This window comes from Candidatus Litorirhabdus singularis (assembly GCF_026262625.1).
GTDB classification, from domain to species: domain Bacteria; phylum Pseudomonadota; class Gammaproteobacteria; order Pseudomonadales; family Halieaceae; genus Litorirhabdus; species Litorirhabdus singularis.
The window spans coordinates 1,293,332-1,309,258 of sequence record NZ_SHNN01000001.1; the positions used below are offsets into that span (position 1 = coordinate 1,293,332).

The window sequence follows — 15,927 nt, forward strand, 5'->3', positions numbered from 1 at the left end:
CTGCAGGGCTTGCGGTCCTCCGGCAACCCGGGGAGGAAGTTCGCAGCGGCGCCCCTTAGCTTTGCTTTTCAGACTGACTCGAGTAGTAATCATCATACAGATAGTTGTTACCGCCCTGCGCCTGCTGTGCTTTGCGGGGATCATACTGGTTGAGTATGGCACCCACCAGCGGCAGGTTGGAAGCCCGCATGCGCGCCACGTGCCGTTTTGCGTTGCTGGCCGGCGTAGAATTCGCCTTGATGATGAAGATTGCGGCATCGGCAAGTGATGACAAGATCAGTGCATCGCTGACAGCCCCCAATGGTGCTGAGTCAATAATAATTCGGTCGAACTTGTCGCGCAGTGTCGCCAGGGCCTGGGCAAAGCGATCAGAGCTTACCATTTCCAGCGGATTGGCCGGTATTAGTCCCGCAGGCATAACATGTAGGGAGCTGGCGTCGAGAAACTCGATACACTCCTCAAGTTCAGCTGCGCCGGAAACAAAGTGCGACAATCCCTTATGGTTGGGCCGCAATCCGCAGCGTGTGGCGAGACTGGGTCGGCGCAGGTCAGCACCGATAATCAGCGTTTTTTCCATCTGCGCCAGTGCCGCACCAAGGTTCAAGGCGATGGCCGACTTGCCCTCCCCCTCGACTGAAGACGTCAGCACAATAATCTTGGCAGGGCGATCCAGACTACTTAACACCAGCGCGGTGCGAATAGACCGCAGTGCCTCTGCATAAGCGTTCTGCGTATTTTCCCAGTACTGCTCGAAACTGCCTTTGGCATCGGCCGGCATTATGGGCACTACCCCAAGGCTTGGAATACCAATTTTTTGCAGCAGGTCATCCGGATTTTTGACGGTGTCGTCGAGGTGTCCCAACAGCAGAGCAGCTCCAGTACCCAGCATGAGTCCCAACATAAAGGCGAGAACAACAGTGCGCTGTTTGTCGGGCGTGATAGCCGCGGTTGGTACCAGCGCTGGATCGAGAATGCGCGCATTGGGTCGCTCGAAACTGCTGGTTTCGCCGGTTTCCTTGAGCCGCGTAAAGAAGACGTCGTATAGCTGTCGGTTGGTATCTACTTCACGTTGTAGTTCAAGCAGCTCAAACTCCTTCCGATTAAAGTCCTGCACCGCGGTGCGTTGCTCCTCCCATCGCGACGTCAGTAGCTGTTCATTGCGCCTGGCCAGCTCAAACTCTCTGGAAATACCGGAAACGACTCTGGCGACGCCGCTTTTGAGCGTGCGATTGGCAGCATCAAGTTCGGATTGGGCGGCGATCATGGTCGGGTGCTTTCTGCCATAGCGCTTGCCCAGCTCCTCGGTCCGACTTTCCGCCGCCGCCTGTTTCTGTTTGAGCCCGCGAATCAGCTCGTGTTGGAGAATAGACGGAATAGTAAGCATCTCTTCTACAGAAAGCTTACCGGCATTGTTGACCTCCTGCTTTACGTTCTGGGCCTCGATCCGCGCTTTGCGCGCTTCCTCCAGACGCGTCGATAAGTACGTGAGCTCATTGCCGCCCAGGCTGGTAATACCGTCGACAGCCACCAATTGCTCACGATCCCGGAAGTCTTGCAGCGCCTGCTCGGATACTCTCAGCTTGTCGCGAATCTGCAATAATCGTTCATTTAGCCAACTGGTGGCTTTGACGGTGCCCGAGGTTCGGGTTTCAAGTTCGCTTTCTATATACTCACTGGCCAGCGTGTTAACAATGTCTGCTGCAATTTGTGGATTTCCAGATTCGTACTGCAGATAGACCATGTAACTGTAGTCTACCGGGCGCACCGTAAGCCCGCCGACAATGCTACCAGTCACCCCGGCGATGGCTCTGGCTTCCGCTTCGGCAGCACTAACCAGCTCTGGCGGCTGTTGCTGTTCTGCGGGTTTTAGTGAGTTAAGGTCATAGTCCGCCGCTTCCGGCTCGGCTGAGGCGTAGCCGAAGTAGGGGTGCTTGTGGAGTTGCAGTCGACGCACCACCCGTTCTGCCAGGTTCCGCGACTTGAGGATTTCATACTGCGTCTGGTAATAATCGTATTGAGATGAGTTGGAGCTATAGACATCCTCAATCCCCACCAGTTTGGCCTGAGCTGTCTCCAGTAGCAAAGAGGCCTGCGCCCGATAGGCCGGCGGCTGAGAAAACACCCAGAACCCCGCCACTATTGCCATAGCACAGGCTAACGCCAGTATGCCCCACTTATATTGCAGTACCGTAGCCAACAGGGCGCGCAAGTCCAAGGGTTGTTCCGGAGCAAGTGGTGCTACCTGCACGGAATCATTCAGTGGTGGGGCGGCCATGGGTCAGTAAGAGCTCCGGGCTGTCAAAAAAAGCGTTGGTTAACGGTGATGATATCGCCGGGCTGGACGCGGTAATCGAGGCCCACTTCAACTTCTTCGCGCTGCGGATCAGCATCCGCTATCAGCATTATCTGCTTTTTGTTGGCGCGTTCGGTAAAGCCGCCGGCCAGTGCTATGGCCTTGCGGAGAGTTAGTCCGGGCTGAAAATCTACACCGCCTGGTCGATTGACTTGACCGTTCACAAAAAAGGGTCGGTACTTGACGATGCTCACTGAAATACGGGGGTCTATCAGAAAATCTGGTTTGAGCCCCGCTATGAGAGTGTCTCTCAGGGCACTTACCGTGGTTCCTACAAGGTTGATCTCGCCCAAAAATGGGTAGGCGATTATCCCGTCCTGGCCGATGAGAATTTCAGAAAAGCTGAGGTCGGCTTCTCCGTAGACGTGGATGCGGATGCTATCGCCCGCGTTCAACGGATAACCGCTGTCGGCCAGCGTTGGTAAACACGTGCAGCACAGCATCAACAGTAGGGTCCAGACTCTGGCAGGGATTCGGAAAGCTCGATTAGTCGTTATTGAGAGCGTCATAAGCTCAGGTTCAGGTCAATAAAGAAAACATTGCGCGTATAACCAAAGGTGCTGGTGTTTGAGGAGCGTTTCTCGTAGCGGTAACCGGTGCCAAACTCCAGCCAGCGCCTCATGTTGTAGTCAATGCTGGCGGAGAAATGAGTTCGGTTGTCGTTACGACTACTGCCCTTGTAATCGTCTTTGGCCTTGAGAAAATTAATCTTGGTTTGATACTGGCTGGACCAGGCATGGGTCCACCATAGGGTGGCCTCCCCCGTGTCGATGTATTCGCCGACACCATTTGTCTCACGCGCCAGTCGGCGGGTCGTGAAGCCAAGATTGGAATAAGTACGAGGTTGCCATCTGGCAGCAACCTGCCAGTGAATGCCATCGGTATCCTGAGCGGTGCCGCTTTTATACTGGCGATCAAAAGTGCCGACTTTGATTTCGCCGCTGGTCTTGGCGCTGGCTTCCCAAGCCAAACCCAGTAAATAAAGCGATTCGACATTATCGAGATTGGTCACGCTACCGTCGCTCTCTATGAACTTGCCCTGGTAGTCCTGCTCTGCCCGTCGCCACTCCGCTAATAGCTGGGTGCGTGGCCCGGTCCGATAGAAGAAGGTGCTACGCAGGGTATCCGCTTCGCGATCGCGATACTGGGTAGCCTCGCGAAAATTGGTGTATTCCAGAGACTCTACCTTGGCTTCTAATTGCAGCATGCCAGTGGAGGTGGCATGCCCCACGGTGTATTCGCCACCGAACATTTCGTAATCGAATTCCACCGGCTTGTCGATTAATTCTGCAGCATCGCCCTCGGTGAGTCCGGTGCCCCGCATCTCATGCGCGTCGAAGTATTTGGCATACAGGTTCAGAGTATTGCTTTGATTAAACACCTGGTGAACATCGAGCGACAAGCGCTGATCTGTCGCGTTGTCATCGCTGCTGCTTTGGTAACGAAAATCCTGTACTTCGTAGGTAAGCGAGTATGTGCTCAAGTCGTTCTGCAGCCAAGCCTGCAGCCGGGGAGTAATCACGGTGCCCCAGGTAGATTTGCTGCTATTTTGGGTGCGGAACAAGTTGTCGGTGTAATTTAGCTCAGTGTCCAGCGTAGGCGTCAGGTTCAGCCAACCCCACTGGGCATGAGCGGGTTCAGCGGCCTGAGCGACAGGCAGAGCCCATCCGCAGGCAATTGCACCCATCCAGCCGGCTAGCTTCATTAAGCTGCCGCCAATTTTCACGTATTACTTTGCAACGCAGTAATCTCGGTAGTGGCCTTGTTATTCTGACTCGAGCCGATGACGTTTCGAATTCTCGGCGCGTAGTGTAACTCATTGTTGTAAAAGGAAAAAGACCCGATACCCCTGCATAGATTAGTGATTGAGTACTATTTTTTTGAGGTGGTGGCTCCCAGTACTGCCGGTATTACACCTAGCAGGCTGATCAAGGTCAGACTGATGGCGGGTATCTGCAGGTTAAAATCCACCAGCGCATGTAGGCCGCCCCAGAGGCATGCCATCGTAATGCCAAAGCCGACTCCGCGCTGCAGTCGGTCGCTCGTGTGTGACTGCATGCGTAAGGCCTGCCGCATGGCCCATCCGACGAAGAGCAACAGCAGGCCCAGAGCGGGTAGCCCTAGCTCGATGCCAAATTCCAGATAATCGTTATGCGCATGGCGATGAAAACTGTCGACCTCCGGGCCCTGATAATTAGGGAAAAGCCCATAGAAGCTGCCTCCACCTGATCCAGTCCAGCGAAAGTCTAGTAGCATCTGATAGGCATACTGAAACGACCAGTAGCGGGCCTCCGTCGCCACGTCGGGCATTTGCAGCGGTAGCAAGTGGCCGCGGGCGAACCAGAGAGCCAGCGCCAGGCCAACAGCGCTAAGCGCGCCTGCTACCAATACTCGCCGTGGCTGCAGCTTGCCCCAGACACAGGTTGCGACCAACGCCGCAGCGCAAAGAGCAGCAAGAAAAGCGGCGTTACCCATGCGTGAACGTGACAGCAGTAAGCCGATAAACATGGCTAGCAGGCAAACCCTCAGCAACAACTCCGGGCCGAGTATTTGCTGCAGCAGCTGGCGGGTGCGTTCGCGCCAGGAGCGGATGCCGGTATTTTGTTGCAGGCTAATCAGCAGCGCGCCACCTGCGCTAAGACACAGTGCCATGTAGCCGGCGAAATGGTTGCGGTTGATAAAAGTTCCGGTGGCCTGCCCTTCGTTAACATACTTCTCCACGAAGAACCCCCATTCGATGCCGCTGAGCACCATAAATGAGCCATAAATCGCTTGCAGAGTGCCGCTGAATACAAGGGTCGCCAACAGTAATCGGACTCGCCGTCTGCTGTGTACCAGCGCTACTGTGAGCGTGAAGCCAAGTACCACGATAGTCGATTCAATTAGGAACCAGCGGGTCGCAGCAGGGTCCAGACTGAGGGTTTGGTAAGCCGCGGGTAGGTGCCACAGCGCTGCTTGAGGTGACAGCCATTGCAACCATTCGCTGGGTAACGGTATCAGTTGGATGCAGGCCCAAATTTGTACCGGCAGCAGTAGCAGCAGCGGTATGCGGCAGCGTCGCCACCTGGAGCGTGCGACTGGCAACATCGCGCTCATAGTGGCTAACAGATACGCTAGCGCAATCAACACCAGTAGTGCCGCCAGTAGTGCTGTTGCCCATGGACGGTTGGAGGCGAACGGCAGTGGTGCCCAAACCAGAGTCAGCATGAAGGCGGCAAACAGAGCCGTTTCCAGCCGCTTGCCTGGAGCTTGCTTCACGCTAGCGCGATGGGCTGGTGTCTAGGGCGGGCCGAGATTCGCCGCCCGACTGAGTCAGAGGTGGCCGCTCCAGAATAGAGTCTTCATTACAGGTACTGCGGCTGAATTTAACCTGCTCATTAACGAACAAGGCCACTGTCTGTTCATCGCTGCCTGGCATAGCTGCCACTGCGCGAGTTATCTGCTCTGCCTCAGCGAGATCCCGTGACATGCACAGGACGCTGCGCGCCAGCGTCTGCTGTTGATCGGCGTCGGTTAGCCGCTGCGCCGTCAGGGCTGTCGCTTCTGCCAGACTGAAGCGGTACTCCAGCAGGTTGACTATAACTTCAGGCAGCGTTAATTCTGCGGCCAGCATATTATCAATCTCTTGCTGGGCTTCTGCATTGGACATTGCTATCGCGTTGCTGGCTGCGAGCAAGCCAATGATGAAGGCGAATGCTGGTGTCAGAAGTGCAGTTGTAACGGTTGTTTTCATGATTAAGGTGCCGGGCTCTATCGCCTGTGGTTGTTGGCACGGTAGTTTTTTTCCATAGACCTGTCAATTATGCTGGCTTGGGTACAGCATACCGCTAAGATTGAAGGTTGAGCGCAGGCAGGTGAAATTTACCAGCGGCGGGTTACCAGAGTGTCGATTCGCATCGTTCGATGCTGTTTGATGAAGTGCGCAATTGCGCCTATCTAGAATCTGCTGGTGCAGGTCGCTTTGCTCAGCCTTGCATTGGGCCAGTTCGGGCAGCGGCCGGTCAGATTGGATAACGAGGTCAAATAAGCGGTATTGTATGACGGGTTGCGTGCTCGAGTCGTTGTCGCTCAGGGCGCTGTTAAAGTGGCCAAGCCTGCCTGCTGGAGTTCACGCAGCAGCTTCTCGAGATCCTCGGACAGCGTGGTGGCGGTTACATCGTATTCTTGCTGAAGTGTATCGAAAACCGACTGCAGGCTGTGCTCAGTCTGCAGTAATTCCCAGATGCGCGTGCCTACCGGGTCCAGTCCGAAATAAGTCTCGCTGGCCAGATCCATGATCACGGTTTCACCCGAGACTTGCTGGGATAGCGCCTCGCTGGAGAGGGTAACTTTCTGATTTAAATTCATGTGCCTATAATGCACGGCAATACTGGCGCATGGTAGTCCTTTGCGTTTCGCCAGTCCGTGTCTGCGGGCAATTCCCCGGCGGTGGGTTGAGCAGACTGAACGCACAACATTGAGCCTACAAGAATGAGTCTGCAACAATGAACTTTTGGCAGCTGCAACAGCTGCAGTGGCAGGTTATTGGGTTGACCCCATTGGTTGCCTTGCTGGTTCGCTGTTTGGGCTGGCGGCGCTGCCAGCGATTTTTATTGGCGCGGCCGCAGCGCAGCCGCTGTCTGGCAGTTGCGCCGCTGTCTGCCGTTATGCCTAAACTTGAGCCCACTCGTTGGTATCGTGGTCCCCTGCGGCCGCGGTGTCTGACCCGGTCGCTGACTTTACAGGCCATTCTGGCCCGCCATGGGGTGCTGGCAGAGATGCGAGTGGGTGTGGCGCGTAAGGGTAGTCAGTTGTTTGCGCATGCCTGGCTAGAGCGCGAAGGCACAGTTCTCAATGAGTCGCAGCTGCACACCGGTGGGTTTACCGTGATGGCTGGGCTTGACGTTGATGGCGCGGGTAGCTGAGCGGTGTGTTCGAGTCTATAGTCTTGCCCGGCTGAGCAGTATGTTGCGCGACTGTGGATTAGCCCGGTTAGCTCTGGCTGAGTGGACCAGATGCCTTCCGGGTGCTGCTCGTCAGCCGCCAGCCTAGTATCGGTGCCACCAGGGCCAGGCTATAGCAGATGGCAGCCAACTGCGGCTCAGCGTGGTAGCCGAGCCAGACCAGACTGCCGCTAAGCGCACCGCGCCGGAACAGGCTATACCAGCGTTTTGAATTGTTCTCCAGCGCCGCGCCGGCCTCCATGAGAGTAGTCAGAATCAATGCAAACCCGGCCAGTCTGGCGGCATAGTTCTGATCCGCGAAGCCGACCAGGTAGTAACTGCCCCAGACGAACATGGCCAATATCAGCAGCAGTGCATAGGTGCGTGCAGCGGGACCGCAATCGGGATCATACTTGGGCAACGGACCAGTCTGGATTGGCGCCGCCTGACCTGGCACCTGCCAGGCCGGTGGTGCCACCCATAAATACAGTTTGTCGCGCCAGCGCGGTGTATTCCAGCTGCTTGCCAGCATATCGCGGTAAAGGTGTAGATTGGCCCACAGCGGATTCCAACTGTGTAATGGCTTGGATATTCCAAATTCTACGGGCTCTTCGTCCAACTCTTCCTGAAAACTGCCGAACAGTCGGTCCCAGAGGATAAACACCCCGCCGTAGTTGCGGTCCAGATAGCGTGGGTTGCGGGCGTGGTGCACGCGATGATTGGAGGGGCTCACGAACACCCATTCAAACCAGCCCAGCTTGGGGACGAACCGGGTATGTACCCAGTACTGGTAAAGCAGGTTGACCGAGGCGACGGTAATAAACATTTCTGGCGGCACCCCCAGCAAAAAACTGGGTACGTAAAATATCCAGCCGAGCAGGAAACCGGTGCTGGTTTGACGCAGCGCTGTGGTCAGGTTGTATTCCTCGCTCTGGTGATGGGCGACGTGGGATGCCCACAGTACCTGCCGTTCGTGGCTGACGCGGTGAAACCAGTAGTACAGAAAGTCATAGCCGATAAAGGCCAATACCCAGGCCAGCGCACTATCTGTTGAAATATCAAACAGACGGTATTGTTCGCCCAATTGCAGCAGTAGCACTGTACCAAAGCCAAAGATCACCAGCGCGGAGCTGGTTCTGAGGATCCCCATGCTAAGGCTGTTAATAGCGTCATTGAGGCGATAGTAGCCGCTTCCCTTACGCTTGTCCCAAGCCATCTCAAGCAGTATTGATAAGGCGAAAAAAGGTATAGCGTAAGGTACCAGATCCACGTGTGCAGCCTCAGGTAGTTAGCTTTCGTCGGATGTGAACAAAGCGTCCAGATCAGCATCTTCGGTGCTCAGAATGCGGTCTAGCCAGCGGTGGAAATTCTGGCCGCCGCCTTCGTTACGTCCGAACATAACGGTCTTCCTGGCCCCGGTCATCAGTGCCTGCTGTTGTAACAGGCCTGTCGCGTAGTCCTCGGTTTCCACCACGTACTTGAGTAGCTCGAATTGCTCGGTGGCGGCCGCCTCCTGTTCTTCAGAGGGAGGCTTTTCCATCATATAATTCTGGATCGTATAGGATTCCTGTGGCGTCTCGCCGGGGAACAGCTGCGAAAGCATAACGCCGCGTCCACCGCCGTCGAAGGAAGCGATAGACACATGCGGGAATATGGTCCAGACGCCGGTCAGGAGTGAGCTGTCTGGCCATTCCTCTTCAGACTTTTGCATCAACGGCACCAGTGATGGGTCCGGTGATGAGGCGCGCTGATGAGGTCCCCAGCTGTGGTACATAGCGCGGTGAGGAAAATCGCTGCCAAAAGTATCCTTGTGGAGAATGGGCAGGTGGTACAAATCGAGATAGCCGTCATAGGCTATTTTCCAGTTGGGCCCGTCGACCCGGCGCTGCGAGAACATGTGCCAACCGGCGAAATTGAATTGATCCAGCACGGCGTCGTAGCCACTGAGGAAATTGGCAATATCCAGCTCGGCGTCGGGATTGGGAATAACCCAGATCAGGCCACTGCGCTCCAGCACCGGTAGCGGACGCAGGCCGAGCTTGCTCTTATCGAGATCACCAAAATCTTTGGCGGAAAATACGCCGGTCAACTCTCCTTCAGGATTATAGGACCACGCATGATAGGGGCATGTGAAGCGGTGAGTGTTACCGCAACCTTCAGGCATAACAACGGCGCCACGATGAGCACAGATATTGGCAAAGGCGCGCACGCTACCATCTTCCGTTCTGGAGATGATGATGGGGAGGCCAACCGCAGTGGTGGATTTGTAGTCGCCGGGGTTGGGTAATTCACAGGTGGCGGCAAGCATCAATGGAATACGGCGAAACACACGATCCATCTCCAGTTTCCAGCGCTGCTCGTCGTAGTAGTGCTCGGAGGCGATCTCCACAATACTGTCTGCCAGTGGCAGTGTTCCCGCCTCGGCGTGGGCCGCGCTCTCTCGTGCCATGCTGCGCAGCTGCGCGATGCCTGATTCGGTGTTACTCATGATCTGTCCCCAATCAAAAAAACCGGATGAATTGTTTTAATTCTGAGTGGCAGCGGCGCATTAGGCAAGCTCTTTATCGGTGGCTTTCAGCACCTGCTGATAAAGATCAAGGTAGCGGGCACTGCCGCGGGCAAGCTGCATAAACACATCATCCAGCAGGTGTAGGAATTTTTCGGTGCTGGGGGAGCCGAACCAGCCAATGACCACGGGCGCTCTCGCCGGCTGGGAATAGGGCTTGGGACGCAACACCTCCAGATCCTCTGGCAGGGCCAGATATTCTGCTCGCCGCGTCTAGTCTGCGGCGTAGTCACGCAGTCCACCTGTCGAAAAACGCTGAGAATATAGTGTGGGAGTTTCAGTAGTCGCAACAGCGGGTTATGGATGTTGTCCTTGCGGATAAACAGGGCGTCGTCACAAATGGATACCAAAGGCGTGTCCAGTTTCCACCGCTTGAAAATCCCTAGCCCGCTGCATCTGAAGGTGCTTTGGTTGTAACCACTTCGGTAGCCGTTTATCCTGCGGGTCTAGAGCATCTGTTTGCAACAGTTGCACGATTAAATTATCAGTTGGTCCCATAGTTACGATGAATCCCCGAGTCTGGGCGCAAGCCCTTATTACCATGCCACAGCTGTCTTTGCAGGAATGGCAGCGGCTGGACATTGTGGCGCGCTGGCTCGTTGCCACTCGCGCCTCCGTTCTGTTTATGACGTTGATGTCGGCTGCGCTGGGCGGTCTGTTGGCGGGCTTTGATGGTCACTTCAACTTTGCGGTGTGGTGTCTGTGCGCGCTCGGTTTGGTGATGGCCCATGCCACCAATAACTTGCTCAACGACTATACCGATTCCCGACGCGGCATTGATAAAGACAACTACTACCGCAACCAGTACGGTGTGCATGTGCTCGAAGATGAGCTGCTGACGCCACGCCAATTCTGGGGTTATGTGGCAGTCACTGCGATGCTGGCTCTGGTTCCGGGTCTATATCTGGTCTGGCAGTCTGGAGGAGTGACCCTGAGTCTGCTGCTTGCAGGCGCGTTCTTTGTGCTGTTTTATACTTGGCCGCTCAAGTACTTTGGCCTCGGTGAGCCCGCGGTATTGTTGGTTTGGGGCCCGTTGATGGTGGGCGGCACTTATTACGTGTTGGCGGGTGAGTGGAGCTGGCCAGTGACCTGGTTGAGTCTACTGTACGCCTTAGGTCCGACCTCGGTACTGTTCGGCAAGCATATCGACAAGCTGGAGCTTGATGCCGCCAAGCGTGTGCATACGTTGCCGGTTATTTTGGGTGAGGTAAGTGCCCGTTATTGGGTCTGCGCCATGTTGATGCTGCAATACCTGGGTACGGTAGCGCTGGTGCTATTGGGCGTGTGGCACTGGGGCTTACTGTTGGTGCTGCTGAATTTGGCGGACTTTAAAAAGCTGCTGCAGGTGTTCAGCGAACCCAAGCCTGCAGAGGCGCCAGCGGAGTTGCCAGCGGGGGTTTGGCCGCTGTGGTTCTCTGCTTTTGCCTTCTCACACACCCGTCGCTTCACCGGGCTGTTCCTGGTGGGTCTACTGCTGCAGGGTGTGTTCTGAGCCAGGCTCTACTCAGGCCGCTTTGGTATTCCTCTCAGCCGGACTGCTGAATACAAGTGCACCGTCTTCCAGTGGTCCAGTACGAAACATTTTTTTGTCTTTGCCGTAGTCTTGCGGGTTCACCCAGGGTTCGTGATCGCCCTGGCGTGGAAACCGATGCATTTCCCGCTGCATGTAGCCGGCGCTGAAGTCATCAATCCAGGGTCTCGCAGACATGGACTCTTCTCCATCACGCAAAGTGGGCACTACCTGCTGAGCCCCAATGCTACTCATGTGATTGAGTAGGCGACAGCACCATTCGGCGGTGAGGTCGGCGCGCAGGGTCCAGGAGGCGTTAATATAGCCGAAGGTTGAAACCAGGTTGGGGACTGCCGTTGTCATCAGGCCCTTGTAGCTCCAGGTCTTGGCTAAATCGACGGGTTCACCATCGACGCTCAGCTCCAGTTCCCCCATTACCACCATGTTGAGGCCGGTGGCGCAGACAATAATGTCCGCGGGTAGAAACTCCCCCGAACGCAGCTGGATGCCCTGAGCGGTAATCTGCTCAATATGATCGGTGACCACGTCGGCCTTGCCGGATTTGACCGTAGTAAACAGGTCGTTGTCCGGTACCAGGCACAGGCGCTGGTCCCAGGGGTTATAGTCGGGGGTAAAGTGGGTGTCGATGTCGTAATCCGGGCCCATTTGTTCACGCACGCGATCCAGTATTAGCTTCTTGACCTGCTCCGGCTTGGTGCGGGTACGGTGATACAGAATCTGTTGCATACTGGTATTTTTGAAGCGGGTGAGGGCATAAGCCCACTTTTCCGGCAGGATTTTGCGCAGCAGGTTGGCGAGTTTGTCTACCGCGGGTTTAGAGGCCATGTAGGTCGGTGTACGCTGGAGCATGGTGACGTGACTGGCCTGCTCCGCCATAGCCGGTAGCAAGGTTACCGCAGTGGCTCCGGAACCGATAATCACCACTTTTTTGCCGCTGTAATCGAGTGCTTCGGGCCATTCCTGCGGGTAAATCCAGTCACCCGCAAAGGTATCACGACCTGGTATGTCGGGCTTGTAGCCGCCTTCATAGCTGTAATAGCCGGCGCACATCATTAGAAAATTACAGCTGTATTCTTCCTCGCTGTTGCCGTCACTGTGTTGTGTTTGCAAAAGCCAGCGGGCGCTGGGGCTATCCCAGTGGGCACCGCTGACTTTGCGGTTATAGTGGATACGCTGCTCGATCCGGTTCTCCGCGGCGGTCTCGCGAATATAGTCTCGAATGGAGGGGCCGTCCGCGATGGCTTTGGCATTCAGCCAGGGTTTGAAATTATAGCCTAGCGTATGCATATCGCTGTCAGAGCGAATGCCCGGGTAGCGAAACAGATCCCAGGTGCCGCCCATGGTAGCTCTGCCTTCGAGGATGGCATAGCTTTTGTCAGGACACTGGTTCTGCAGATGCCAGGCGGCGCCAATGCCCGAGAGGCCGGCGCCAACAATGATGACGTCGTAGTGTTGAGTTGTCACGGCTGTCTCCTTTGGTTTCACCCGGTGGTTGCCGTGTCAGTTTACTAATTTTTCAGGCTTTTGTTTGGTCCTATGTGGCCAAATCCGCCGCCCGGTCGGGCATTTCTGCATCCGGTTCCTGCACGATATAGCCGAGTACATAGTCAATGCCGATGGAGCACAGCACGGCCAGTTCACGGCCATTTTCGACTTGGCTGGCGATCACAGGAATACCATGCTCGTGGGCATTGCCGACGATGATTTCAAGTTGTTTGAGGCGTTCCTCGTCATTGAGGTTACCGAGGAACAAGCCATCGATAATGACATAGCTTAGTGGTATCAGCTCCAGTATCTGCATGCAGTTAGGCGCAACTCCAAAGTGGGAAATGGCAATCCCCATGCCTAGCGCTTGGCATAGATCGGATAGCGAGCGCAGGCGCCCGACATTGCGGGCAGCATCATCTTCATTGACCTGCAAAATGATGGCGTTATCCACGAGTCTGCAGTCACCGTAGTGGTGGGCCAGCCAGGCTTCAAACTGGTCATCCAGCAGAGTAGCTTCGGAAAGGCGCAGAAATAATTGGGCGGGTTTGCTTTCGTTTTCACGCTGCGCTGATTTGGCAAAAGCTGCGCTGATTACCCAGCGATCAATCTCTGGCATCAGGCCGCCACGTTCGGCCGCGGGCAAAAACTCGCCCGGGGCTATGGCTTCATCACTGTCGCCTTGTAGGCGCAGGAGCACGTCCTGACAGTTATTGGCATCCTCGCCAAGACAGGCTATGGGTTGGTATACCAATTGGAACTGGTCATGCTGGATGGCGCGACGTATTCGCTTTAGCCAGACTCCATCCTGATCATTGGCGGCCGCGGCATCGTCCGCTTCCGCCTGATCGATGCAAACCTGATTGCCGCCATTGGCGCGAGCCTTTTGATTAGCGGCCTGAGCCAGCAAGAAAGCGCGATTGCTATTGTCGATGCCCGAGCGCAGCTCTACTACGCCCAGACTGAGTGTGACCAGAGTTGCCTGCCCACCCGGGCTAAAAACTTTCTTGCCGATGTTGTCGATGAGTTGCTGGCAGCGAGTGATCACATCGTCCATGGTGCTGCTGAGTACCAGCAGGGTAAACACATTGCCTCCGAAGCGTGCCGCCACGGAGTTGCGGTCGCAGGATTTTTCGATCTCTTCCGCCAGTCGCTTCAGCAGGGCATCACTGTCTTCTGGTCCGTAACGCGCATCAATCGAGCTAAATTGGTCGGGTCGTATGTAAATGAGGGCTTTGACCAGCGCGGGGCGCTCGGTTTCCAGTTCGGCCTTGAGCAGCCGCATGAAGTGTTGGCGGTTGTAGAGGCCAGTCAGTGGATCGCGGGCTCGCAAATGCGCCATTTGGGTCTTTAGGGCGCGATTTTCTTGTTCACAGCATGCTTTCACGAAGTTTCCTGAACGTGAGTTTCGAAGTACTAACTTTATGCAGGTGCTCAAGTCGCCGCAAAGTACTATCTATGAAACTGTGGACTCTGTCGCAAAAATCTGTGAGCTTCTGTGCGAGACTACTAGAGCGGAGCTTATATGGCGGTTTTTACGCTGAGTAGTAGCGTTGGCTCAGGTGCCACAAAAAGTCTGCTGAACTGCCTGCTCCGGACGCGCCGGGGTGGCAAAATGGACCAGCTCCGGGCTGTAGCTGAAAGGTCTTGCGAGGGCGGCTAGTAATTGCTGAAAGGGCTTCAAGTCAGCGTTGTGCTGGGCAGCGTGGATAACCTCGGCAATCAAGTGGTTGCGCGGGATAAACACTGGGTTCGCTGCCAGCATCATTTGTTCGCTTTGCTGTTCACTGGCGCTATCTTCACGCTGGCGCTGCTGCCAGCGCTGCAGCCAGGGCTCGCACTCATCGCCCAGTTGCAGTAGTTCGGTAACGGCAAGCGTGGAATCTGCTGGTGCCGCCAATTCGGTGAGCCGGCGAAAGCACAGCGTAAAATCCAGTTCCTGTTTGGTCATCATCGCCAGCAGGTCGGCAAACAGTTCGTCATCGCCGTCACGGCTATCCTGTAGTCCCAGCTTCTGGCGCATGCCACTGTTGTAGGCGTCCTGAAACACAACCGGAAACCGATCCAGAGCAGCTTGCGCAAGCTGTACCGCGGTCTCCGCCTGCGGATCGAGCAGCGGTAACAGAGTTTGTACCAGGCAGCTGAGGTTCCAGTGGGCGATACCCGGTTGCGCGCCATAAGCGTAGCGGCCCTGCCTATCGATAGAGCTGAATACCGTGTTGATATCAAACTGTTCCATGAAAGCGCAGGGGCCATAGTCTATGGTTTCTCCGCAGAGCAACATGTTATCGGTATTCATCACGCCGTGAATGAAGCCGAACAGTTGCCATTTGGCCACTAATTTGGCGACCCGCTCCAGCACTGCTTCAAACATAGCCAGAGCCAGGTTCTCGTTGCCGGCGATCTCTGGAAAGTGGCGAGCACTGACATGTTTTACCAATAATTCCAGCGCCGCCGTATCGCCGCGCCCGGCGAAGTACTGAAAGGTGCCAAAACGAATATGGCTGGAGGCGACTCTGGCGAGGATGGCACCGGGCTCTGATTGCTCGCGCCATACCTGCTCGCCAGTGCTCACGGCAGCCAGTGCACGGGTGGTAGGTACGCCCAGAGTGGCCATCGCTTCGCTGACAAGATACTCCCGCAGTACGGGGCCCAGCGGCGAGCGTCCATCGCCACCGCGTGACCAGGGGGTTGGTCCTGAGCCTTTGAGTTGCAAATCAAAGCGGGCGCCATCGCTGGCAAGCAATTCGCCGATAAGCAGAGCGCGTCCGTCACCCAACTGCGGGTTCCAGCCGCCAAATTGGTGTCCGGCATAAGCTGTGGCGATAGGCTCTGCGCCCTGCGGGAAGTGATTGCCGGCAATGGTCGCAATGCCATCCGCAGATTCCAGCCAGTGTGGGTCAATACCCAGGTATTCGGCCAGTGGGCGGTTGCTGGCTATAAGTTCTGGGGCGGAGACCGGTTGCGGTTGCAGGCGCGCGTAAAAATGCTCTGGCAAACGCGCGTAGCTATTATCAAAAGGTAGCGCCACTGCGCTGTCTGAAGCGATAGTCATGAAAAACTCCTAGGG

At 55.8% G+C, this 15,927-nt stretch carries 14 protein-coding genes; 2 read left to right on the forward strand and 12 right to left on the reverse strand.

The features are described 5' to 3' along the window. Positions 1-55: 55 nt before the first annotated feature. The 6 genes from EYC98_RS05780 to EYC98_RS05805 form a co-directional block, all read right to left on the reverse strand. Entirely contained in the window at positions 56-2,275 is a 2,220-nt protein-coding gene (locus tag EYC98_RS05780) for a GumC family protein (protein WP_279244362.1), read from the reverse strand. 23 nt (positions 2,276-2,298) lie between these two features. Next, complete coding sequence (locus EYC98_RS05785) at positions 2,299-2,862, reverse strand: polysaccharide biosynthesis/export family protein (protein ID WP_279244363.1); 564 nt, start codon at positions 2,860-2,862, stop codon at positions 2,299-2,301. Next, on the reverse strand, positions 2,859-4,058 hold the full coding sequence (locus tag EYC98_RS05790; protein ID WP_279244364.1) for an outer membrane beta-barrel protein: 1,200 nt from the start codon (positions 4,056-4,058) through the stop codon (positions 2,859-2,861). Before EYC98_RS05790 ends, EYC98_RS05785 begins: the two co-directional genes overlap by 4 nt. A 167-nt stretch (positions 4,059-4,225) precedes the next feature. After that, positions 4,226-5,611 carry an O-antigen ligase family protein gene (locus tag EYC98_RS05795; RefSeq protein ID WP_279244365.1) on the reverse strand — a complete coding sequence of 462 codons (1,386 nt, stop codon included), beginning with the start codon at positions 5,609-5,611 and terminating at the stop codon, positions 4,226-4,228. A gap of 1 nt (position 5,612) precedes the next feature. Continuing rightward, a complete protein-coding gene (locus tag EYC98_RS05800) occupies positions 5,613-6,086 on the reverse strand; it encodes a hypothetical protein (RefSeq protein WP_279244366.1) in 474 nt (157 codons plus the stop codon). Between the two features lie 335 nt (positions 6,087-6,421). Further along, entirely contained in the window at positions 6,422-6,700 is a 279-nt protein-coding gene (locus tag EYC98_RS05805) for a PqqD family protein (protein WP_279244367.1), read from the reverse strand. A gap of 137 nt (positions 6,701-6,837) precedes the next feature. On the opposite strand from EYC98_RS05805, the gene EYC98_RS05810 reads away from it, so the two are divergent. Beyond that, entirely contained in the window at positions 6,838-7,257 is a 420-nt protein-coding gene (locus EYC98_RS05810; RefSeq protein ID WP_279244368.1) for a lasso peptide biosynthesis B2 protein, read from the forward strand. Between the two features lie 67 nt (positions 7,258-7,324). Here EYC98_RS05810 and EYC98_RS05815 read toward each other — a convergent pair whose 3' ends face one another. From EYC98_RS05815 to EYC98_RS05825, 3 genes are read right to left on the reverse strand one after another with little or no spacing between them, the layout of a single operon-like run. Beyond that, positions 7,325-8,545 carry a sterol desaturase family protein gene (locus EYC98_RS05815; RefSeq protein WP_279244369.1) on the reverse strand — a complete coding sequence of 407 codons (1,221 nt, stop codon included), beginning with the start codon at positions 8,543-8,545 and terminating at the stop codon, positions 7,325-7,327. A gap of 18 nt (positions 8,546-8,563) precedes the next feature. Next, on the reverse strand, positions 8,564-9,763 hold the full coding sequence (locus EYC98_RS05820; RefSeq protein ID WP_279244370.1) for an aromatic ring-hydroxylating oxygenase subunit alpha: 1,200 nt from the start codon (positions 9,761-9,763) through the stop codon (positions 8,564-8,566). Between the two features lie 60 nt (positions 9,764-9,823). Next, positions 9,824-10,012 carry a hypothetical protein gene (locus EYC98_RS05825; protein WP_279244371.1) on the reverse strand — a complete coding sequence of 63 codons (189 nt, stop codon included), beginning with the start codon at positions 10,010-10,012 and terminating at the stop codon, positions 9,824-9,826. Between the two features lie 370 nt (positions 10,013-10,382). Between EYC98_RS05825 and EYC98_RS05830 the strand changes: the two genes are divergently transcribed. Further along, positions 10,383-11,333: a prenyltransferase gene (locus EYC98_RS05830; protein ID WP_279244372.1), complete on the forward strand. Its 951-nt coding sequence runs from the start codon at positions 10,383-10,385 to the stop codon at positions 11,331-11,333. Positions 11,334-11,345: 12 nt separating this feature from the next. Here EYC98_RS05830 and EYC98_RS05835 read toward each other — a convergent pair whose 3' ends face one another. The 3 genes from EYC98_RS05835 to EYC98_RS05845 form a co-directional block, all read right to left on the reverse strand. Then, on the reverse strand, positions 11,346-12,836 hold the full coding sequence (locus tag EYC98_RS05835) for a flavin-containing monooxygenase (protein WP_279244373.1): 1,491 nt from the start codon (positions 12,834-12,836) through the stop codon (positions 11,346-11,348). 70 nt (positions 12,837-12,906) lie between these two features. Next, positions 12,907-14,244 (reverse strand): EAL domain-containing protein, encoded by a 1,338-nt coding sequence (locus tag EYC98_RS05840; protein WP_279244374.1) that lies wholly within the window; start codon positions 14,242-14,244, stop codon positions 12,907-12,909. A 171-nt stretch (positions 14,245-14,415) separates the two neighbouring features. Beyond that, positions 14,416-15,912: a protein adenylyltransferase SelO gene (locus EYC98_RS05845; RefSeq protein ID WP_279244375.1), complete on the reverse strand. Its 1,497-nt coding sequence runs from the start codon at positions 15,910-15,912 to the stop codon at positions 14,416-14,418. Between the last annotated feature and the right edge of the window lie 15 nt (positions 15,913-15,927).

Excerpts from the sequence above, each read along its gene's own strand:
- EYC98_RS05805 (WP_279244367.1), bottom strand. The coding sequence starts at position 6,700 with ATGAATTTAAATCAGAAAGTTACCCTCTCCAGCGAGGCGCTATCCCAG.
- EYC98_RS05780 (WP_279244362.1), bottom strand. The coding sequence starts at position 2,275 with ATGGCCGCCCCACCACTGAATGATTCCGTGCAGGTAGCACCACTTGCT.
- EYC98_RS05845 (WP_279244375.1), bottom strand. The coding sequence starts at position 15,912 with ATGACTATCGCTTCAGACAGCGCAGTGGCGCTACCTTTTGATAATAGC.
- EYC98_RS05820 (WP_279244370.1), bottom strand. The coding sequence starts at position 9,763 with ATGAGTAACACCGAATCAGGCATCGCGCAGCTGCGCAGCATGGCACGA.
- EYC98_RS05800 (WP_279244366.1), bottom strand. The coding sequence starts at position 6,086 with ATGAAAACAACCGTTACAACTGCACTTCTGACACCAGCATTCGCCTTC.
- EYC98_RS05785 (WP_279244363.1), bottom strand. The coding sequence starts at position 2,862 with ATGACGCTCTCAATAACGACTAATCGAGCTTTCCGAATCCCTGCCAGA.
- EYC98_RS05790 (WP_279244364.1), bottom strand. The coding sequence starts at position 4,058 with ATGAAGCTAGCCGGCTGGATGGGTGCAATTGCCTGCGGATGGGCTCTG.
- EYC98_RS05810 (WP_279244368.1), top strand. The coding sequence starts at position 6,838 with ATGAACTTTTGGCAGCTGCAACAGCTGCAGTGGCAGGTTATTGGGTTG.
- EYC98_RS05830 (WP_279244372.1), top strand. The coding sequence starts at position 10,383 with ATGCCACAGCTGTCTTTGCAGGAATGGCAGCGGCTGGACATTGTGGCG.